The organism is Sporolactobacillus terrae, from assembly GCF_019930545.1.
In the GTDB taxonomy this organism is placed as follows: domain Bacteria; phylum Bacillota; class Bacilli; order Bacillales; family Sporolactobacillaceae; genus Sporolactobacillus; species Sporolactobacillus terrae.
In genome coordinates this window covers 2,974,471-2,993,546 of the sequence record NZ_CP082837.1, presented here as the reverse complement: position 1 = coordinate 2,993,546, position 19,076 = coordinate 2,974,471, and the positions used below count along the sequence as shown (strand labels likewise).

21 protein-coding genes and 2 tRNA genes are annotated in these 19,076 nt (G+C 38.0%); 2 read left to right on the top strand and 21 right to left on the bottom strand.

The window, feature by feature from the left end; translation table 11 throughout:
* Window positions 1-213: 213 nt before the first annotated feature.
* The 7 genes from K7399_RS14420 to K7399_RS14390 form a co-directional block, all read right to left on the bottom strand.
* On the bottom strand, window positions 214-1,002 hold the full coding sequence (locus K7399_RS14420; protein WP_028983185.1) for an ABC transporter ATP-binding protein: 789 nt from the start codon (window positions 1,000-1,002) through the stop codon (window positions 214-216).
* 64 nt (window positions 1,003-1,066) lie between these two features.
* Entirely contained in the window at window positions 1,067-1,831 is a 765-nt protein-coding gene (locus tag K7399_RS14415) for an ABC transporter permease (RefSeq protein WP_128165949.1), read from the bottom strand.
* Between the two features lie 68 nt (window positions 1,832-1,899).
* Window positions 1,900-2,883, bottom strand: a complete 984-nt coding sequence (locus K7399_RS14410) for an ABC transporter substrate-binding protein (protein WP_037563318.1) — start codon at window positions 2,881-2,883, stop codon at window positions 1,900-1,902.
* A 212-nt stretch (window positions 2,884-3,095) separates the two neighbouring features.
* On the bottom strand, window positions 3,096-4,613 hold the full coding sequence (locus tag K7399_RS14405; protein WP_051577885.1) for a hypothetical protein: 1,518 nt from the start codon (window positions 4,611-4,613) through the stop codon (window positions 3,096-3,098).
* A 247-nt stretch (window positions 4,614-4,860) separates the two neighbouring features.
* Window positions 4,861-4,933: transfer RNA gene (locus K7399_RS14400), tRNA-Ala, on the bottom strand.
* Between the two features lie 6 nt (window positions 4,934-4,939).
* A tRNA-Gly gene (locus K7399_RS14395) sits at window positions 4,940-5,014 on the bottom strand.
* 172 nt (window positions 5,015-5,186) lie between these two features.
* Window positions 5,187-5,768 (bottom strand): GIY-YIG nuclease family protein, encoded by a 582-nt coding sequence (locus tag K7399_RS14390; protein ID WP_223362362.1) that lies wholly within the window; start codon window positions 5,766-5,768, stop codon window positions 5,187-5,189.
* 172 nt (window positions 5,769-5,940) lie between these two features.
* Here K7399_RS14390 and K7399_RS14385 point away from each other — a divergent pair, with 172 nt between their 5' ends.
* Window positions 5,941-6,894, top strand: a complete 954-nt coding sequence (locus tag K7399_RS14385) for a HindIII family type II restriction endonuclease (protein ID WP_223362361.1) — start codon at window positions 5,941-5,943, stop codon at window positions 6,892-6,894.
* Window positions 6,895-6,991: 97 nt separating this feature from the next.
* Here the strand turns inward: K7399_RS14385 and K7399_RS14380 are convergent, their stop codons facing one another.
* From K7399_RS14380 to K7399_RS14370, 3 genes are read right to left on the bottom strand one after another with little or no spacing between them, the layout of a single operon-like run.
* Window positions 6,992-8,332: a DNA-methyltransferase gene (locus K7399_RS14380; protein ID WP_223362360.1), complete on the bottom strand. Its 1,341-nt coding sequence runs from the start codon at window positions 8,330-8,332 to the stop codon at window positions 6,992-6,994.
* A 51-nt stretch (window positions 8,333-8,383) separates the two neighbouring features.
* The gene (radC, locus tag K7399_RS14375) at window positions 8,384-9,028 is read right to left on the bottom strand and encodes a RadC family protein (protein ID WP_223362359.1); all 645 of its coding nucleotides are present in this window, start codon (window positions 9,026-9,028) and stop codon (window positions 8,384-8,386) included.
* The gene (locus K7399_RS14370) at window positions 9,025-9,342 is read right to left on the bottom strand and encodes a hypothetical protein (RefSeq protein WP_223362358.1); all 318 of its coding nucleotides are present in this window, start codon (window positions 9,340-9,342) and stop codon (window positions 9,025-9,027) included. Before K7399_RS14370 ends, radC begins: the two co-directional genes overlap by 4 nt.
* A gap of 191 nt (window positions 9,343-9,533) precedes the next feature.
* Between K7399_RS14370 and K7399_RS14365 the strand changes: the two genes are divergently transcribed.
* On the top strand, window positions 9,534-9,818 hold the full coding sequence (locus K7399_RS14365) for a hypothetical protein (RefSeq protein WP_223362357.1): 285 nt from the start codon (window positions 9,534-9,536) through the stop codon (window positions 9,816-9,818).
* Between the two features lie 313 nt (window positions 9,819-10,131).
* Here the strand turns inward: K7399_RS14365 and K7399_RS14360 are convergent, their stop codons facing one another.
* From K7399_RS14360 to K7399_RS14310, 11 genes are all read right to left on the bottom strand, one after another.
* Window positions 10,132-10,365, bottom strand: a complete 234-nt coding sequence (locus K7399_RS14360; RefSeq protein ID WP_223362356.1) for a hypothetical protein — start codon at window positions 10,363-10,365, stop codon at window positions 10,132-10,134.
* A 60-nt stretch (window positions 10,366-10,425) separates the two neighbouring features.
* Window positions 10,426-10,833 carry a phage major tail protein, TP901-1 family gene (locus K7399_RS14355; protein ID WP_223362355.1) on the bottom strand — a complete coding sequence of 136 codons (408 nt, stop codon included), beginning with the start codon at window positions 10,831-10,833 and terminating at the stop codon, window positions 10,426-10,428.
* Window positions 10,834-10,909: 76 nt separating this feature from the next.
* Window positions 10,910-12,388: a phage major capsid protein gene (locus tag K7399_RS14350; RefSeq protein WP_223362354.1), complete on the bottom strand. Its 1,479-nt coding sequence runs from the start codon at window positions 12,386-12,388 to the stop codon at window positions 10,910-10,912.
* Entirely contained in the window at window positions 12,375-13,598 is a 1,224-nt protein-coding gene (locus K7399_RS14345; RefSeq protein ID WP_223362353.1) for a phage portal protein, read from the bottom strand. The genes K7399_RS14350 and K7399_RS14345 overlap by 14 nt, the downstream gene beginning before the upstream one ends.
* Window positions 13,599-13,974: 376 nt before the next feature.
* Window positions 13,975-14,436, bottom strand: coding sequence for a hypothetical protein (locus K7399_RS14340; RefSeq protein ID WP_223362352.1), 462 nt, complete (start codon window positions 14,434-14,436; stop codon window positions 13,975-13,977).
* Between the two features lie 13 nt (window positions 14,437-14,449).
* The gene (locus tag K7399_RS14335) at window positions 14,450-14,716 is read right to left on the bottom strand and encodes a hypothetical protein (RefSeq protein WP_223362351.1); all 267 of its coding nucleotides are present in this window, start codon (window positions 14,714-14,716) and stop codon (window positions 14,450-14,452) included.
* Window positions 14,717-14,731: 15 nt separating this feature from the next.
* On the bottom strand, window positions 14,732-15,244 hold the full coding sequence (locus K7399_RS14330) for an HNH endonuclease signature motif containing protein (RefSeq protein ID WP_223362350.1): 513 nt from the start codon (window positions 15,242-15,244) through the stop codon (window positions 14,732-14,734).
* Between the two features lie 104 nt (window positions 15,245-15,348).
* Window positions 15,349-15,729: a replication initiator protein A gene (locus K7399_RS14325; protein WP_223362349.1), complete on the bottom strand. Its 381-nt coding sequence runs from the start codon at window positions 15,727-15,729 to the stop codon at window positions 15,349-15,351.
* A gap of 296 nt (window positions 15,730-16,025) precedes the next feature.
* On the bottom strand, window positions 16,026-16,739 hold the full coding sequence (locus K7399_RS14320; RefSeq protein ID WP_223362348.1) for a hypothetical protein: 714 nt from the start codon (window positions 16,737-16,739) through the stop codon (window positions 16,026-16,028).
* A gap of 407 nt (window positions 16,740-17,146) precedes the next feature.
* The gene (locus tag K7399_RS14315; protein WP_223362347.1) at window positions 17,147-17,911 is read right to left on the bottom strand and encodes a replication initiator protein A; all 765 of its coding nucleotides are present in this window, start codon (window positions 17,909-17,911) and stop codon (window positions 17,147-17,149) included.
* Between the two features lie 157 nt (window positions 17,912-18,068).
* A complete protein-coding gene (locus tag K7399_RS14310; protein ID WP_223362346.1) occupies window positions 18,069-19,010 on the bottom strand; it encodes a tyrosine-type recombinase/integrase in 942 nt (313 codons plus the stop codon).
* Between the last annotated feature and the right edge of the window lie 66 nt (window positions 19,011-19,076).

Sequence of the window (19,076 nt, the reverse complement as noted above, 5' to 3'; positions counted from 1 at the left end):
TCATATATGCGTTTCTGTGAATAATTATATTCTTGAGATGCAGGACTGTCAACGAATTTTTAGAAATTTATGCGAATTAAAAAATTGGTTCATTACATACAAATTGATGGTCAAGCGGTGCACACAACTTTGCCGCTCCGATCACTTCATTCATCAAGACAGGCAAGACCCTGTTTCAGTTTTCTTGTTAACATGCGCCAAAAATCTCTTACTTTATTCAGACGGGCGCATATCATCTCTTTGCCGCTTCAGTTCCATCAAGATTTCTTTTTTATAGTTAATAAATGGCTCAGATAATTGAATGCTCCAGTCCTTCTCATCTGATAAATGGATGTCGATCTGTTTGGCAATTCTGCCAGGATTGGCAGACATGACATATACGCGATCCGATAAATAAACGGCTTCATCAACGTCATGCGTAACAAACAAAACGCTAGAACGCGTTTCTTTGAATATGCTGACCAATAAATCCTGCATATCGCGACGTGTTTGAGCATCAAGGGCTCCGAACGGTTCGTCCATAAGCAAAAGCGGCGGCTTAATGACCAGGGCACGAGCAATTGCTACGCGCTGCTGCATACCGCCTGACATTTGCGATGGATAAATTTCTTCAAAACCCTTGAGTCCGACTAGATCAAGAAAATGATAAGCCAAATCCTTTTTCTCTGTATTGCTCATATCTTTTTCCTTTTTCAATGCAAAAGCCACGTTTTGCCACGCCAGAAGCCATGGAAGCAAACTGTATTGTTGAAAAACAACGCCTCGATTGCGCCCCGGCTTTTCTATTGTTTGTCCGTTCATTTTCATCGTTCCAGATGTCGCTTTATCGAGTCCGGCAACAAGTCGGAGAAAGGTCGATTTTCCGCATCCTGAAGGTCCAAGTAAAGAAACAAATTCATGATTGCCGATATTGAGCCCAATATCTTTAAGTGCTGTGAAATGGCGCTGTTTATTTTCAAAAACTTTATTTATCTTCACTGCAGTCAATAAATGTTCGTTCATGATTTCCTCCATAAATGGCTGATCTGTGCCCGGCCCTGACTGGGAGCTTTGTCCCAAATCACCATTAATTATTAATTTTTTCCTTTTCATTCCACGGGAACATGCACTTAGCAAGCAGTCCAAAAATAATGTCCGTGATCAATCCCAGGATTCCAATAGTAAGAATGCCGAGAATAATGGTCTCTGTTGACAAGTAACGTTGCGCCTGCATAATTCTGAATCCAAGACCGCTCGTGGCCGCCACGAGTTCAGCAACGACCAAGTACGTCCACGCCCAGCCCCACACAGTACGCATTGTATCCCAAATATTTGGCATTGCCGCTTTCACAACAATATCTTTGATAACTTCAAACCGATTAAGTCCCAGTGTCAGTCCAACTTCAAGAACTGACTTTTTAACGGTTTTGCAGTTGTCTGCTATCATGATTACCTGTTGAAAAAACACACCGAAGAAAATAATGAAAAATTTCTGCATATCACTTGTCCCAAACCAGAGAATCGAGAGCGGAATAAACGCGACGACCGGCATGTAGCGTACAAAACCGACAAGCGGTTCCCAAAAGGCTTTCCAAGTCTTAGAGGTTCCCATCATGACTCCGATTGGCAGTGCAAAAAGTGTAGCAAGTAGAAAACCGATCAGGATCCGGTAGAAACTAACCCATATATCCGTAAAGAAAACACCTTCAGCAATCTGTTTTCTTGCTTCAAGAACGACTGCTGTCGGTGTTGGCAAAAAGAGATTGCCGACCAACCCGCCGTAGGTTACAAACGACCAGATGGCGAGAACGATAAGAATTCCCGAAACTGATATGACTTTAAATCGCATCATGTACCTCCAAAGACGCAGCGCATGTCCCTTTCCAATGCTCTACGTCACTTTTCTTCACTAAATCTGAGTTAGTTAATGTCAATTAACTCATCCACGTCAAGATCTTTTTTCAGCTGTTTTTGTCCATTAAGAATCCCTTTAATATTTGCCAACCCTTTGCTCAATTTTCCAGAACTCGCATCATCTTTTTGTTGGTCAAGCGTGAAAAACTTAATTCCTTCAACAATTGTCGGTAGTTCATCCACAGAAGTGCCTGAGGCTTCTGCTACCATTTTATTTCCTTCATCAGGGTGTTCCTTCCAGTAGTCAAGCGCTTCATCCCATACCTTCTGGAGCTTTGCTTTTATGCCCGGATTTTTACTGAGATAACTTGATTTGGCTACGGTCATGTCACTGATCAAGCCAGGAGAATCCTCACCAGAATAAATACGGTGCACCTTTTTGTTTTTCTGCATAATTGTTGAAATATAGGGTTCATAGGTAACGGCTGCGTCAACTTTGTTGGAGAGCAGCGCAAGACCAGCGTCCGATGCAGCCATGTAGACAACATTAAAATCTTTCATCGACAGACCGGCACTTTTTACGGCCTGACGAAACAGCAAATCGGAAGTTGTTCCTTCTTCATAAGCAATTTTCTTTCCCTTAAGTGCTGCTAGATCTTTGTACTTGCTCATTGTGATCATGGCATCCGCAGTTTTTGATTCATCCAAGAAAGCGACGCCCTTTAGATCTAGATTGTTATTGGCTTTCATTTTCATTGCCGTGTGCGAAGCAATATTTGCAAATTGGATCTTATCCGAGGCAAAAGCAGCATTAATATCCGCATCCTGTTTAAACATAATGATGTCACTATTAATGCCGTTTTTCTTAAAAATCCCGGCCTGATCGGCAATCCACCAAGGTCCATACCCGATCCATGCCTCAGTTCCCATCTTTAGATCAACCAACTTGCTTTCCGAGCTTTTTTTATCCCCACTCGATGACGATGAGCAGCCCGCCAGCATTAAGAAAGCGAGGCACATGGCTACCAGCAATACAATTATTTTTTTCATGATTACTTTTCCTCCTATAGTTGTCCTCAGCCATCTCATTCTTTTCAATCATTTAATTATTATGAATTCACTGATAATAAATATTTTTCCCTCCCTACACCAATGTGAAAACAAGTGTAATTAATCGATTAATTCATAAAGAAGATTATGTGAATAATTATATTCGTGAATGTAGGTGGGTGTCAACAGAATTTTTAGATAAAACTTTCTTTTCAGTCAACGGATGCATTTTTTACCACTTGCGATGCTATTAAAACAAAAATGAAGGAAAGGACTGTAGCTTCTGTCATGACGAGAATAAATATAGTTGGAGCAGACGATAAGAAAGGTGCGGCAATAAACGGCACATAAGCAGTGCCTCGCAGGTTCAGAAAACCAACCAGCATCCCGCTAAGCACCGCAGACATCAACGTAGCGATTAAAATAGCTCTGTTTTTGAAATAAGGATAGATGGATTCGACAAACGTCCCATAGCAAACATTCATAACCAAACCCTTTTTTGCTGCAGCGTCCTTCCTGTGATGCAATACCCATAGAGCCGCATTCACACCTGCAGCAATGGCAACCAAACAAATCATATCAATGGCTCCAAAAAAACTCGTACCCGCCTGAGCAATTTCAATCAATATAATTGGTAAAATGAGGGCATGGTATCCTTTTTTCAGCAAAGACAGCCAAATAAACAAACCTGAAAATGCTCCAACCAGCAAACCGTTCCAGTTAATCAGGTTATTAATGCACTGAACCATACCGTTTTGTACAAACGATAGAAACCTCGCGAGCACAAGATTAATGATGATACCCGGAATGATCCCTGATAGAGCACCTGCAATGAGATTGCTTGTCGTAATCGGTATCTTTTTGCGCGTGCAGACCAAGAGCAGATAGGAAGATAAAGCACCTGCAGCTAATCCTGCCGCAATTCCGCCAAGTACACCAGCTTTATTGGCAAAGAAGCCGGCAATCAAAGCAGCAATCAAGGTCACTTCATTTAAATCGCTGATCTGCTTTGCAGAGAGCACAGCAAGCAAAACAGGAATGCATGCGACGACCAGTTGCAAAAGCTGGATTGTTTCATGAGAGGGAAAATATTCTGCTGCCGTATGAATTATTGCCAGGGCGATAAATGCTGGCAGCCCCGCAGTCAGAATACCGGTCGGATTGAGCCTTTTCCATTGAATATGAGCTGAATGGCTGCTCATGTTCCAGTAAGCACAAAGATAGGAAATCACTGTTAACGCACGTGTTCGATTGGTTGTCCCGGTTGTACCTGACGACCCGACCACATGACCGCCAATCGATTCGACATGGGCCATCGACGTTCCTCCTGTGCCAACGATCGGAATCTTTTTTTCTACGGCAGCGCCTACTGCAGCGCGGTTGACTCCTGAAGGATCTGCACTGATAAGAACAAGGCCATCAATCTGACCGCTTCTAATTTTCTCAGCGATGCCGTCATCTAACCGATTTGCCTCTTCGTTGACGCTCTCCAACTGCCTACGCTTTCCAGTAATGATCGTTCCGTTCTTCCACGTATATAGTGTTGCACAGGTTCCCGGCTTCACGCGGTCCAATGATCGATTGGCAGCGATATATTGCACAGCCTCCAAGCTGCAGCCATTCCGCTCGCACTGCTGATCAATTTCTTCCAATAAATTTATAGGCTGATTTCCGCCCAGATAAAACAGATTTCCACCGCTGCTCCCGATCACTGCAAGTTTCTTCATCATCTTCCCCCACCCTTCTCGCAATAGGACTTATTTTCGATCATAATCAATCATTGATGTAGAAACAATAGGTATACCGACGACAAATGAATATAAAAGTTCAAATTATTCAAGAATATAGTTTTGACAAAAACTAAGATAATTCACAAAATGATCCTGCACCTAAATTGTAATGCGTTATAGATACAGCAAAAAGCCGCGAAGTTTTGATTTTATCCAAAACTTCGCGGCCTCATATGTATAACTTTGATGGAGCCTAGCGGGATCGAACCGCTGACCTCCTGCGTGCAAAGCAGGCGCTCTCCCAGCTGAGCTAAGGCCCCATATTATGGAGCGGAAGACGGGATTCAAACCCGCGACCCCCACCATGGCAAGGTGATGTTCTATCACTGAACTACTTCCGCAAAACAAAAAATATTAAATTAAGTGCGGATGAGAGGACTTGAACCTCCACGCCCCGTAAAGGGCACTAGAACCTGAATCTCACCCAAAAATTAAAGCCTTGAAATGCCCTCTATATCAGGCACTTCCAAAAGCATCCGTTTTAACGTCACAAGACACAGTATAAATGATCAGTTAATGCTTGTCAACATGAATTTCAACAAAGTAGAATTTATCATCAAACAGCATCTTTGTCTTGAAGTGCTTGTCAGCATTTCTTTGTACTGATCTCCAATTATGTCCATAACCGAGTTCATCATGCAACCAAATACCGACCTTATATTTTGCGTCAAAAGTTCGGACAACCTTCATATCTTTATCAAGAACTGCCACTTTTCTTCCATTAATTGTCCGTTTCCCTTCAGCAGCTCTTTCTTTGTACCACTGTTGAATACCTTTTGATACATTATCCCTATGTTCCTGAGTCAGAGTCCTTCCAGTGAGCGCCTTTGATATTTTGGCACCATCTGTTTTCTCTCCGCCTTTGGTCATGTTACAACAAGGCTTCAGTTCTTTAATTTGATCAATTTCCAGTTGTCTTCCTTCATCATAAGAAAGATCAGCTTTGTAAACACGTACATCACATTTGTTCTTCCTATAATACGCTTTGAATAGTTTGTTTCTGTTCTTAACCTGATAGCGCCGATTGCCCGTACCCAATCCGACATAAAACACTTCTTCAGTTTCAATATTGTACCAATGATAAATGTAATACATAAAAATCACCTCACCCTTACTTATATCTGGGGTTGGTGATTTGTAAAAAGGAGTTATAAAATCAATATTTTATATTATCCTTTCACAGTACAAAAGTACTGATTATCTGGTATGATATGGATATATGATATTAAATCCATTCATCATTACAAACAATATGAGGGTGATTTAAATGGTTAATGCATTTTTACTTATGAAATACGTAAACAACAATTATGATAAAGATGGTCAACTAATTGGCGACCACGAACATATCGCCAATAAATTTCTGGATTATTTGAAACGATTTAATGATGAATCATTCAGTGAACTATTGGTATCTTCAACGTTTATCCCTGACTTTTACAAGAAGGACTCAAGTCAAGAAACTTTATTCACTAAACTTGTCGAAGCAATGGTATGCGATTGGGCAAGACGAATGGGCTTTAGATCTACTCTCATTAAAGAAAAGTCAAGTTATGAAGATGTCAATATTACGATTGATAATCAATTAATCGTAGTTGATACTAAAACCTTTCGATTAGGAAGGAGTCAGGCTGCTCCTAATGTAAAAGATTTCTTAAAATTAGAAGATATACGGAAATGGTGTGACAGGCATGAAGATGCAATCGGTGGACTTGTTACCTATCCGCATCTTCATGAATGGAAAGAAGGCAGTGACGCGTATACCTATTGTTCTACAAAGGATATACCTACAGTTATGTTAAGCTATGTTCATCTTGCATACTTATTACACATGAAATCGAATTTTGAAACAAATAGCTTATCCCTTTTATGGAATTACGACAAGATATTTCCAGAAAAACTATTTAAAAAAATGCCGGGTGGAAATAAGAAAGCATATTGGGGTGTAATGCAAACTGAGCTAATCAATATTACAAATTCAGATAGAAAAACATATTCTGCTTATATCAATAAGTACAACAAAATTACACTACAAGCTGTTAAAGACATCATTAATTCTCTGAAAAGTAATATCGAATATGAAGCAAAAAAAGCAATTGCTGAAGTTAAGGAAATGGATTTCAAACAGATCCGTGAAGAATATGCCAAGTATAAAATAAAACAGGAAACAAGCGAATATAAAAAGATACTAAACAACGTAGAAAAGTTTCGATTAAAATAAAAACTCCCATCGATGAACTGCCCCCCATAAGTTGAATTTTGTCGTCCAACTTATGGGGGGCACACATCACGATAGGGAGTCTTTGTTTGTCAAATACTTATATATCTAAGGACATCTGCTTCTCAGTATTTTCTTTTAAAGTCAGTCTTTTATTAGCGACCTCACAGTATTTTGGGGCTATCTCAAAAGAAATAAAATCACGTCCCAACTCCTTGGCAGCTACAGCTGTTGTCCCACTGCCTACAAAAGGATCCAGAACTATTTGGCCTTTCCTTGTCATAATATTAATTAAGTATTTCATGAGTTCTAATGGTTTTTGTGCGTCATGATATCTCTCTTCGTCTGGAAGAAAATCAAACTTCAATATATTGTTAGGCTCCTTATCATTTACTTTTGCAACATTCATGTTCAGCGCCCCTACTTCATTAATTAAGATGTTGTCCGTTAATGTTACCACAGAATCATAGGGTTTAAAGAACCAAGCGATCGGCTCATAATAAGGAGCTAGGTTTCCTAACTTCCATCCCTTCCATTTTTCAATTTCTTTTTTAACTTTCTTATCTGCTAATGCTAATTCCAATAATTGATAACTAAATTTTTTTGTGATTTGAGGATTTATTTGTTTTATTGCTTGTAGCAGAGAATTGTACCCATCAAAATTAACATTTAACAAGCACTCTAAAGAAGACGCGACAACGTCTAACCCCTCAATATTTTCCATTTCTTCGAATGATTTTTCCGTAAATTTATAGCATGTTCCTCTTTTGATCAATACTTTAAATATATCCTGACTTCTATGATGAGCATTTGATTTTTCCCATGATAAAATGTCTTTTAGTAAAAATCCTGCCCTTTCCATCGCTGTAATTGCACTACTGATAGTTCTTCTGGCACCAAATATTAAAACTGGAGAGCCTTCTTTCATCACTGGAAATAATTGTTGTGCCCAACTATAAACCCAATCATGATAAGATTGGTTAATTTGTCTATCTTCCTTATTCCAGCCATTAATTGGCTTCCCTCTTCTTTTAAAAGCACTTTTCCCTTCTTGTGCTGGTGAAGAGCCTAATAACGCTGAGTTAGTATTATCATGAAGTACATCCCAATCATCAAGGTTAATACCATAAGGTATATCTGACAAAAACATATGAACCGAGTTTCGTGGAATCTTTGAGAGGTATTCTGTACAATCTCCCAATATGACTTTATTTAAAAACGAAGAGATGTCCTTTTCTCTAGAATCATTCATAATTTTGTCTAATCTTGACTTAATTATTTTTATCTTTTCCTTTTTCTCTAAAATAGACCGATTTATATCTTGAATGGATTGTTGTTCTATTTGCATGTTATTTTTCGAGTAATACTCAAGATAGTCGATTTCTCGTTGTAATATATCTTCCTTTAAGTTTAAGCACTTGACTGTCTTTGAGAAATTCATATTTGTTAACTCCTTAAATTTTTTAACCATTTGCAATGTATCAAATAGCTTTCAAACGTATCCTTTTTCCTTGAGAGAAATATATTTTTTATCTTTTCCAATAACAAGATGATCAAGAACGTCGATACCTAACATTTTCCCTGTTGAAGCTAGTCTTTTTGTTACATCAATATCTTCTCTGCTCGGAGTTGGATCACCACTTGGATGATTGTGAGCAACAATTACTGCGGCAGAGCTTAAACGAACTGCTTCTTTAAAAACTTCTCTTGGATGTACAATAGATGAATTTAAGGTACCCTTAAAGAGGTTACTTCTATATATTATAACATTCTTCGTGTTCAAATAGATCGCATCAAAACATTCTTGCTCTGCTTGCTCCAAATCGCTAAAGTAATCAGCTGCATCCTGAGGACTTCTAATTGTGAAGCTCTCTTTCTTGCTGAACTTTCTGATCTTAAATGCGAGCCCAAATGCTGAATTAATTCGTTTCGCTGCTGTCTCACCAATGCCCTGAAATTTCTTCAACTCTTCAATGCTCAATGTTGCTAAACGATCAACACCGAGTCCTGAAAGTTCCCCAGTAATTGAAGGACTTGCTTTCGGTCCAATGAGCACGGCCAATATATTTTGCAGTGATGTGTTTTCATTTCCATAGAACGAAAGTTCTTCCTTTGCCAACTCGTAGTGATCGTTCATTTTGATGCCTCCAATTGAAGAATTTTGGTAAGATTGTATTCAATACTACGTCTAGATCGATCGATAATAATGAGATCTCTAATGACAGAAGATGAGATATTTTTGTTGGATGTCTTTGTGTGAATCTCTGCTAAATTGGTTGCTTTGAAGAAGGTAAATTCGTAAAGATCATTACTGATAATCGTAACTTCTGGATCGCTGTCGCAGTAGAGATCACTTAGGATGTACGGCATTGGCCGAATTCCATCAATTTGACACTCTTCTAAAAATCTCACCTCTTTGTCAAAGCAGCTAAAGAAAAACTCTTGATCCATTTCATTTCCTCCATCTGGAATATATTTACATCTCTCACATTTATAATTATAAATAGTTTGTTGATCATCGTACACTATTTGTTTAAATTTTCTGTCTATTGATTTCGATCTCTAAAATTGAGTACACGAATGATAAAGATTCAGATATACTATGAATATAAAGTTTAAACAGATGGCTGGGAGTGGTTGATATGTCCGAAGATGTAATCGAAGGTTTGAAGCTTATCCTCAACGAGATAAAACAATTCAGAGAATCTATGAGCAGCCGTTTTGATTCTATTGATAAGAAATTTGTCTCAATTGATGGTGGTTTCGATTCTACTGATAGTCACTTTGATTCTATTGAAAATAAGTTGGATGAAATAAATGAAATAGTTAGTGAAAGTGGCGAAAAGCTCAAAAAATCGATTGAAGATCATGCTCGTTGGGAAAAGGAATTTGAGCCTATCATGCGCAAACTTGAACATAAAAATTGAACATCCAAAGGGCGTTTTGGTACCTTGTGTGAGAGCGACACTCACCACGTTATTAAAGAGCAGTGTGTCTTTTTTTCAAAAAAGATAGGGCGTATCTCTCCAAAGCATTGATCTCTGGTCAATTGACTCTCTCCACCCATTCACATTCCTAACTCTTTGATCGTCCAAAGCTCTGTCCATTGACTCACTGTTGTTGTCTTCCAATAGATGCTTAATGCTTGCTTATGTCTTTCTGCGTTCGTGCTATGTATGTGATGCACCCATCGAACCCTCATAAGATAGATGCATCTCTATTGCTTCTTAACTAACACAATCAACCAACCTTATCCACTCTGCGAATGAATCCATAGCTAACTTCCTCTACACCAATCTCGCGCAAATGAAGGTTCACCAAGGACAGGATCATTGTCTTATTGATTTCACCATGTCTGGTGCGCATTGCTGTTGCGTAATGTTCTGTGATCACTGAAGCACAGATACGTCTGAATAGATCTTCACCAATATCAGATCGTACTACTTCTAAGCTTTTAATTTTTTCCTGATACATAATATAATTCACCTCCTTATTTTTTCTGACGCTATGTAAAAGCAGGATAATTCCTGCCTCTTATTCACTTGCTGTAACAGCTAATGCGTTATTGCCTTGAAGACTGAGCTTATATGTGACGAGATCATCGAAAGGAGCATCAAGAGAAAAATCTGTAATTGCACAGTTTCCTTCATACTTCGCTCCACTCGGAAATTCGAGATATACGTCAACATTCTCAGAGTTCAAATAAGCATCTTCAAGAACACCGTAAGCTGCATCATCAGCGACAAAAGCTCCGTCTGCATCAATGCTCCATTCCTTGAAGCCTTGCATGCTTTCCTTCCAGAAGCCTTCCGTATCTTTACTTGTTGCATCAATTGAATCAGCTGATCGATTCAACGTAGCATTTTTCTGTCCGGCAAGAACTTTACCGGTAGCAGCTTGCATGACATACAGTTTTACTTTCATACCCGTAATTTTAGGCATTATATATGAACCTCAATTCTTTTAAAGTAATAAAGAGCCGAAAGAACGACTCTTATTTGTGAATACTTTCACATGATTAGTCAGCATTAACCGTTAGCTTTGCAACAGCCTGAGGATTGACAACGACACCATCCATGTAAGCGTCGAAGACAAACAACTTACTACCACGCAGAGCCTGCTGAGAATCAACAATTTCTTGAATGCCAGCCTCCGTCTTAATCATCACGGAGTACGCTTCTAAAATGTTGCCGAATACCACCGGATTTTCATCAGTCAACGCATCCGTAATGTGAACAGGCATTCCGAAGAGTGTGTGCTGAATCTTGCCATTAACGACACCCATTTGAAGGAAGTAATGAGCATTGTTATCTTTCAACTTTGCGACTTCGTTGAAGAAATCTCTTTGCATGATAAATGCCGAATTCGTCAGAAAAGAAGGATGAATTGCTAAATATAAATCCTGCAGCTTGTCCATATTGAGCGCTTCAGTAGTTTCCACATTTGCGATTTCCTCATCATTAACGAGTCCAGCAAATTCCACGCCACCATTTCCGACCAACATCGACTTTTCTACCGACTTAGCCACTCTTCGAGCGAGCAAATCTTTCGTATACTCGCCAATGTCAACAGCACTATCATTAATTAACTGATTCGACAAAGTAACCGCAGCACCAACGCGCTTCTGCTTTAGATCAACATGCTTAAAAGCAATCGCTTGCTCAAGAATGTTTTCTCCTTCCCCGACAAATCCACCTTGCACGCTGTCATCTTCACGTGTCACACGAAGTGTCCCTGCAACCGAATTGAGTTTGCGAGCTAATGCAAATACCGGGCTCGTCTCTTCCATCTTTTTAATAATCTCGTCATGGACCTGCTCAGGAATCACTGCACCACCGTCAGCTGTCGTTTGAAGTGCACGTACTTCCCCACGCAAAATTTGTTCAAAGTCATTGTACGTTCCGTTCATTTTCATCATTTTATTGCTCTCCCTTTTGTTTGAAATTTCAGTTTTATTTACTTGCATTTGTTCCATTGAAGGAACCTCTAGATCAGTTACTAAATCAATGCCTCTTGCGGCGATGGTGGACTGAGAATAAGCTGGATCTCTCACAACTGACACTTCGACGAGTTCCATTTCTGAAACAGTACGAATCACCTCACCATTGACCTGACTCCATGAATCTTTTAGCGATCTAAAGCCGAAACTACAATTCTTGAGAATGCCACTCTTGATCAACTTAAAAGTGTCTTCACCGAATGTTGTTGGCTCAATATTCGCAGACATGAAAAGGCCCTCCGAATCTTCTCGAAGGGTTAACGAATTATTTCTTGTAGAAGCTAAGATCGCTTTCGAATCGTGTCCAAGTAAAAAGTCGATGTCACGCTTTGCATTGTCGATTGCTCGTTGAAATGCACCTTTAGCAATCTTCTCTCGGAACTTTTTTACGGAACCGAGTGGCTCAGAAAGTTGATTAGTCAGGTTGACATAACCTGAAACCTTCATACCATCAGATTGAAGCTCAACTTCCGAAGCTCGAATTTCAATTTTTTCCATTCAAATCTCCTTCTCCTTTCTTCTGTGTTTGGACTCCCATATTTGGAATCGTCAGTTCACCAGTCTCAGCATTCTTGATTACGCTTCCAAGATTGAGCAGATAAAAATCATCATCTACCGGCGGTTTATCAAGCGTATAACGTGCCTCATTGAAACTGATTAATCCTTTTGTAAATGCACTTGAAGTAGCATCAATTTTTTCTTTCTCCGTTGTTCTTAGCAGTTCTGAAGTATCGAACCTGAAGTAGTAACCGGATTGTTTTTCATAAGAGGATAGTAAATTTTTATTAAGTGCTGCTTCAAACGAAGTAATGATAGGGGAAACTGCATGCTGCAGGAATTGAATCGAGTTTGCTTCTAGCGAATTATACTTATTTGCACTTGAGTTAATCATGGATTCAGGAATATTGAAGATTCGTGCGATCTCTGCAATGATTAGACTATTAGCTTGAGTGAGTTGAAGCTCATCTGGTTTCATAGAAAGTGGTAGAAAATCCATTCCTTCTTCCAAAATAACAGTCCGGCCAGCTTTCTTCGGCCCATTATATAACGCCACCCAATTTGCTCTCAGTCGGTTAATTGCCTGTTCAGTCAAACGGCTGGATACCTTCAAAACGCCTATTGGAGAAGCACCAGTTAACATAAGCGATTGTTGATAGTCAATAATTGCTGAAGCAGTAGCTAGAATAGCTTCTGCATCCACTAACACACCGTTCATTCCTGAATCAATTTCAAGAACTTCAGATTCATTCAATTCGACTTTCTTGATCCCGTAATAGATAAACTTTTTCTTTGCGATCGTAACTCCATCATTCGACCATTTTTCCTCTTGAACGTTTTTTGCTTCTAGGTAGTGTAATTGATCATTTTTTACATAGATGTAACTTCGACCGGATAGCAAATAATCTTTGACGATTAATTTTTTCAGCGCTTGTGCAGTTGAAAAATCATTGGCATCATCGTTTAACAATGATGTCCGTCTATCAGAAATTGGTGAAACAGATTTATTATCGTCTTCAGAATAAAGATACACAGGCAGTTGAGCGATCGAATCGCTGATTAAATCTATTGAAGCTCGTACTGCTGGAATTTTTAGAGCTTCTTGCTCTGAAATTTTTCCAGTAGTTGGACGTGGAGTGATAATCGAAGTTGAGAAATAGTCCTTCTCAGTGTCATCAGAACTCTTGCCCCATCTAAAAATATTGGCCATTAATTTCTTCCTTTCTATCTGTTGTTTTGCTGCGCACGGCAAATGCGAGCAAAATAAAAAGACGCACCCGAAGGCACGTCCAGTTATGTACTGAGACAAATTGACCTCATGCTGAGAAAGTCAATCTATCTCATTGGTTCATTGACTTGGAAATATATAAAGGGGGATTTTTAAAAGAAGGAAGAGCTCTCGCAGGCGAACTCTTCAATTGTCCTCTGACTGGACATAGTCAAATTGGACAATTTCAAAGAAAGAAATATGACTGAACATAAGAAAGGCTTTGAAATACGCACTTTGGAGTTAGCGCTCAAAAGACCTCTCTATAAATATATATACATGCGGATACGTTCAGATCGTGCTTTGTGGGGCAAATAGTTCAAAATTTTTCCATAAATTTCTCATATTCATCACATGGCACAAAATAGAGTTTATCTTTATACAGTGCCCTATTTCTTATATATTCGAAGACTGTTGTTCGCCCAAGTCTCTTATAATTGTAGCCATTCTTGACAACCCAATCACCAATCAGGTTCTTAGACTGGACAAATCCGATGATATTTTTGTTCTTATCGAGAATATACATAGGTGAAATTCTCTTTCTTAATGAAGGATTGATTGATCTAATCTGTTCAATAATTCCATCAGATATTGGGTGTTTCTTAAAGTGTTCTAAAAATTCTTCTGTTTTTTTCTCTGCTTCTTCAAACATCTGACATTGAAGTTTCTCCGCTTCTTCTTTTTCGATTTCAAGTTTTCTTTTATATTGTGCGTTGCGCTCAACTTGCCATGGATAAACTGATACTGGTTCACAATTAATGTAATCGTTAGGATTGTACATTTCATCCCTCCTATTAATATTCTATTCGTAAGTTCTCCTGCTGCTTATGGACTCTTCCATAGAATATTTTCATCTCTTTCAGAAGGTCGAAATAGTCAGACTTGATTGACGAATCCGGATTTTTGCTTAGTTCATCCATAATCTCTGACTCCGTGAGAACAAAACCGCTATCCATTACTTGATCTTTCAATTTCATATAGTCACGATCAACTTCGAAACCCCATACTTCTTCCTGTAACTTTTCAATATTTTCATCGAGTGTCATTGCTCTTCTTGCCATTGTAATTCCTCCAGTTTAGTTTGATCGAACAATTTCATAACGGTCTTTAGGAAATTTCTTCATCAATGTCTGTCTCTTTTCTCCTGCCATCTCTTTACCAAAACAATAGAGAAAGCATGCCATAGCTCGCTCAGAATAGAATTGAGCGACAATTTCATTTTCATCAGTGTCGATAATATAAAAGATAGGTGCCTTCAATTTTCTCGGGTAAGATTTTTTATCAAGCTTCTTGTGTTCAGATCTTGATACAATTTTCAAATTTGAAGTTCGATTATTTTCTTTGTTCCCATCTATATGATGAACTTCATAACCTTCTGGAATTTTACTTATCCATGCTTCAGCAACAAGGCGATGAACATATTCAGAACTGATAAATAAATATCTTGAGCCGTAATGTCCACCGCTTAGTGAAAACCTTTCAACATTTCTAATTTGCCTCTTACTATCAAAATCGATGATCTGAATATTTCCTTCATTGCTAACATTAAAAGTAGTTCCGTCTTTCTCGATCATTCGCCATTGTTCCATAATTAATCTCCTCGTATAATTTATGTGATTTTTTTCACATATATATTCTATCTGGCATATCGAAAACGTAAATCAATCTCTGTAATTTTTTGCTCTAAAAAATTTTATAAATCAGGCATTTCGTCTAGCCCTGGGATCTCTGACTTTTCTTTTTTCATCCAATGTTCATAAGGGGTCACATAGATTGGAGTTGACACACCTTCCTTTTTCACTTTCTGTTCATTATAATCAATAAGGCCAACTTCTTTTAATTTCTTTTTGACCCGATATAATTTTCCTTTTTTAATATTACAATAATATCGAGCATTGATTTCAGGGAATATCACGAACAGTCTCCCGTCTCCATCTGTATATTTCTTCTTGTTCTTCTTTGATAATTCGTTCAAATCGAGCAGCCATGAGTAGTAAATAATATGATCACCGTCAAGCTGTCTGAATTTTTCATGTTGATATATTTCCTTGTAGACTTTAATAAATTTACCCATAAAAAAATTCCTCCATCATTTACTTTTTGTTTGTAATGATCCACATTGTATTTATATCTGGACCTGTTCCATTCGTAAACAACTTATAGAATTTTATTAGCAAACAAAATTGGTTTTTATTTTGTTTGCTAAATAAGTTTTGATTATAAGTCTAGATATTAAGTATAGTAATAAGTATAGATAGAGTACTATTATGGAACAGCTCGTGAGTTCTAATATGAAACAGCCCCTGTTTTAAAATGGAATAAACCTTGTTCCAAATGGAAACATCTCGAGTCAGATAGCACCTGATACGTTTATAAAATGGAAAATTTATAAATATCTTGGAAGTTACGCATCATATATTTCTTTGCTAAATTATTGCGAAAAATAAATATATGATTTTGCCAAGAATCGCTAATAACATATTCAATCTCTCCAATTTGATAATCTATTTTTTTTAACATTGCTTCGTCGTCGATATGCTTTTCTATTGCTCCGTACAAACCTATAAGCGAACTGTGATAAAAACTCAAATCAAATTCAGAGCTATAAATTGGTTCCTTAAAGCCCTCAGTATCTATAATGTTAGGTAACAAATAATCATCATATCTGTTGTGTTCTTCCTCAACTTCTGCTTCCATTAGTTGGATTTCTTCTTCATAAACACCTAAATCAAGTAGAGATTTTCTTGCTTGTCTTCTCCATTCATTAGAAAGTTCATCTTCATCTTCATCAGTTACATCGAGAAAATATTTAAAGTATTTCTCGATTTTATCAATTCGGTGCCGATTTTCAATAAACTCTGGTGAATTTATTTTGTTCGTTACTGTCCTTATTAATTTCTCTATTCCTTTAACGATATTTTCATTACCAGTTAAAATCTCTGTAGATTTTTCAGCTTCCTTAATAGAATTCATAACACCTGTTAGATTCATCAATAATTTTTCAATCTTCTCAACAGAATTTACAGCGTCCATCAAAGATTCGCCATAACTAACTTCATATCGATCCACATATTCTCTCATCATAATAAAATTCCTCCGATTTGTTTTGTGTTTTTCTTACCTTCTCTGTCTATCTGGTGTTGGGCACTCTGTAAAGCAAAATTCCAAAAAACTTTTATTTTTTTCTGCGCTCCTCCTTCGATTGCTGTTTTTATTCCCCACTATTATTGAAAATTTTGTTCGAGTGTAAAGCATATCTATAAATTAGACTCTGGTAATATTTTCTGGGATTGCTGGATCATCCGTAAGGAATTAAACAGTCCTTTTAATATGAATATAAAGAGCAGACAAAAAGAGATCATACGGGCCATTGTGGAGCCCTATAAGATCGAAGCTCTGTTTTGTCCTATATGACCAACATAACTGCATTAATGTGAATATAGATCTATTGATCATTTGTTCTTTAGAGTGAATCCTAGAGCTTCTGAGAGCTATTCCGAATCATCATTGAGCCAGTCATAATCAGGCAATCCAGGTATGTTGATTCTTGGAGGTTCTTTCAACCCTCGTTTGTAATTTGATTTGTTCATAGCGGTATGTAATGCTCGAGCAAAGTATCTTTCGAAGTCTTCAATTTGAGTTCCATCTTTTTCCTGAAGTTCGATCTGAGAAAGAACACGAAAGAACAGTTCTTTTTTCATTCCTTTACGTGAGAATTGCTTCCAGAGATTGTTAACGATTTCGTCTCTTTTGTTAACAAGATCTTTTAACTCATTATTATTTAACTCATTATTTATATTCTTATTATTATATGGTGCTCTTATAGGGCACTCATGAGTGTTCTCGTTGAGCATTCTTGAATGTTCAGATTGAACACTCCGGGACGAATCAAGCTTGTAAAGGTCTTCATCTGTGTATGAAAGTCTCCCAACGTAAATTCTATTAGGCTGATTGAGCCCCATCCTCTTTTCTTCAATTAATTCATATTTTCTCAGCTCACCTTTGCATCGACGGATAGTTGAGGCTGAAAATCCTAACATCTCTGAAGCATATTCAATTGACATAATGACAAAATGTCGTCCCTTCTTGTCCTTCCATCCATTTGCCATGCTGAGCTTAATCTTGTCCATAAGCACCATGTAAAGCATCTTAGCCTGTGGCATCATATCCTTGTACTTTGAGCCATAGATCAGAACTTTAGGTGTTTGAACATAGATCAAATTGTCTGTTTGATCTTCTGTGTAATACTTGATCATTAATGCTTCTCTCCTTTGACAAGACAAAAGAAGACATGCTAACATTTAGTAAACAGAGGTCTAACTTCTGTCCTTTGCACTGAGATAGCGAGCGGCCAAACTCATAGCTATCTCTTATTTAATTATATATAGTTTCTGAATTTTCGTACAATTATAGTTAAAAGATCCCCGAGTAATCATGCTTCTTTTCAGCTTGCACCTCTAAATCAGAGCCCCAAATTTGAACGTAGCGCTTCGTTATCTCAATCGACTGATGACCAAGCAACATAGCCAATGAAAATGGGTCCATCCCTCTCATGACAGCATTTTTCGCATACGTTCTTCGGCACACATGAGGGCTGACCTGTTTCTTAATGCCAACTGCTTGAGCAGCTTCCCTCAGTTGGGCCTGAAAAGATGATTTACATAGGATCTTATTATCACAGTTGATGAACATATAATCATGCGAAAGACTGCCTCTGACTTTGATGTACGAATGCAACTTTTCGACCATGTTCTTCGACAAAAAGACTAATCTCTGCTGAAGATTTTTTGTTTCTCGAACGATAAGCCTTCTTCCATCAACATCGCCCAACTGAATACCGATACATTCGCTAATTCGTACGCCAGTATCTAACAGCAAATAGAACATGATCAGATTTCGATAACCAGAAAATGATTGCTGCTTCTTGAAATAGTCAGCGATCTTCTTAACCTCAAAATCCTCAAGAGTTGCTCGGATCTGTTTTCGCTCCCTCAGCAGTTTGATATTTGCGGTTGGATTCTTTTTGATCATCCCTTTCTCTTTAAGGAATGAAAAGAACGGTCTCACGCCCCTCAGCTTGCTGTTTATGGAAGTAATCTTAATCTTTGACTTCCACAACAAGATAATATCCTCCACATCTTTCTCAGACAGTTCTATGAGTTGCTTATTGATGTGTAACTGCTCCATATCCCTCTTCATTACATGAATCACATTTTCGTAATACGTAATCGTTGTCTCACGAACATTTTTCAACCGTCTGCTTTTCACAAATTCTTTGATCGCACTTTCATCATCAATCGTCGATGAATGATTGATCAGTTTTTGCTGAGCCTCCGTCAACATTTTCCTACGCATGTTATCCCCCTCCACTAGACTACTGCATTAGATTTTGACGCTTTTTGTCTAGTGCTGAGAGCATAA

Excerpts from the sequence above, each read along its gene's own strand:
- K7399_RS14415 (WP_128165949.1), bottom strand. The coding sequence starts at position 1,831 with ATGATGCGATTTAAAGTCATATCAGTTTCGGGAATTCTTATCGTTCTC.
- K7399_RS14320 (WP_223362348.1), bottom strand. The coding sequence starts at position 16,739 with ATGATGAGAGAATATGTGGATCGATATGAAGTTAGTTATGGCGAATCT.
- K7399_RS14325 (WP_223362349.1), bottom strand. The coding sequence starts at position 15,729 with ATGGGTAAATTTATTAAAGTCTACAAGGAAATATATCAACATGAAAAA.
- K7399_RS14355 (WP_223362355.1), bottom strand. The coding sequence starts at position 10,833 with ATGCCTAAAATTACGGGTATGAAAGTAAAACTGTATGTCATGCAAGCT.
- K7399_RS14410 (WP_037563318.1), bottom strand. The coding sequence starts at position 2,883 with ATGAAAAAAATAATTGTATTGCTGGTAGCCATGTGCCTCGCTTTCTTA.
- radC (WP_223362359.1), bottom strand. The coding sequence starts at position 9,028 with ATGAACGATCACTACGAGTTGGCAAAGGAAGAACTTTCGTTCTATGGA.
- K7399_RS14350 (WP_223362354.1), bottom strand. The coding sequence starts at position 12,388 with ATGGAAAAAATTGAAATTCGAGCTTCGGAAGTTGAGCTTCAATCTGAT.
- K7399_RS14315 (WP_223362347.1), bottom strand. The coding sequence starts at position 17,911 with ATGATCAAGTATTACACAGAAGATCAAACAGACAATTTGATCTATGTT.
- K7399_RS14380 (WP_223362360.1), bottom strand. The coding sequence starts at position 8,332 with ATGAATTTCTCAAAGACAGTCAAGTGCTTAAACTTAAAGGAAGATATA.
- K7399_RS14310 (WP_223362346.1), bottom strand. The coding sequence starts at position 19,010 with ATGCGTAGGAAAATGTTGACGGAGGCTCAGCAAAAACTGATCAATCAT.
- K7399_RS14385 (WP_223362361.1), top strand. The coding sequence starts at position 5,941 with ATGGTTAATGCATTTTTACTTATGAAATACGTAAACAACAATTATGAT.
- K7399_RS14360 (WP_223362356.1), bottom strand. The coding sequence starts at position 10,365 with ATGTATCAGGAAAAAATTAAAAGCTTAGAAGTAGTACGATCTGATATT.
- K7399_RS14420 (WP_028983185.1), bottom strand. The coding sequence starts at position 1,002 with ATGAACGAACATTTATTGACTGCAGTGAAGATAAATAAAGTTTTTGAA.
- K7399_RS14330 (WP_223362350.1), bottom strand. The coding sequence starts at position 15,244 with ATGGAACAATGGCGAATGATCGAGAAAGACGGAACTACTTTTAATGTT.
- K7399_RS14370 (WP_223362358.1), bottom strand. The coding sequence starts at position 9,342 with ATGGATCAAGAGTTTTTCTTTAGCTGCTTTGACAAAGAGGTGAGATTT.
- K7399_RS14405 (WP_051577885.1), bottom strand. The coding sequence starts at position 4,613 with ATGATGAAGAAACTTGCAGTGATCGGGAGCAGCGGTGGAAATCTGTTT.
- K7399_RS14390 (WP_223362362.1), bottom strand. The coding sequence starts at position 5,768 with ATGTATTACATTTATCATTGGTACAATATTGAAACTGAAGAAGTGTTT.
- K7399_RS14340 (WP_223362352.1), bottom strand. The coding sequence starts at position 14,436 with ATGTACAATCCTAACGATTACATTAATTGTGAACCAGTATCAGTTTAT.
- K7399_RS14335 (WP_223362351.1), bottom strand. The coding sequence starts at position 14,716 with ATGGCAAGAAGAGCAATGACACTCGATGAAAATATTGAAAAGTTACAG.
- K7399_RS14345 (WP_223362353.1), bottom strand. The coding sequence starts at position 13,598 with ATGGCCAATATTTTTAGATGGGGCAAGAGTTCTGATGACACTGAGAAG.
- K7399_RS14365 (WP_223362357.1), top strand. The coding sequence starts at position 9,534 with ATGTCCGAAGATGTAATCGAAGGTTTGAAGCTTATCCTCAACGAGATA.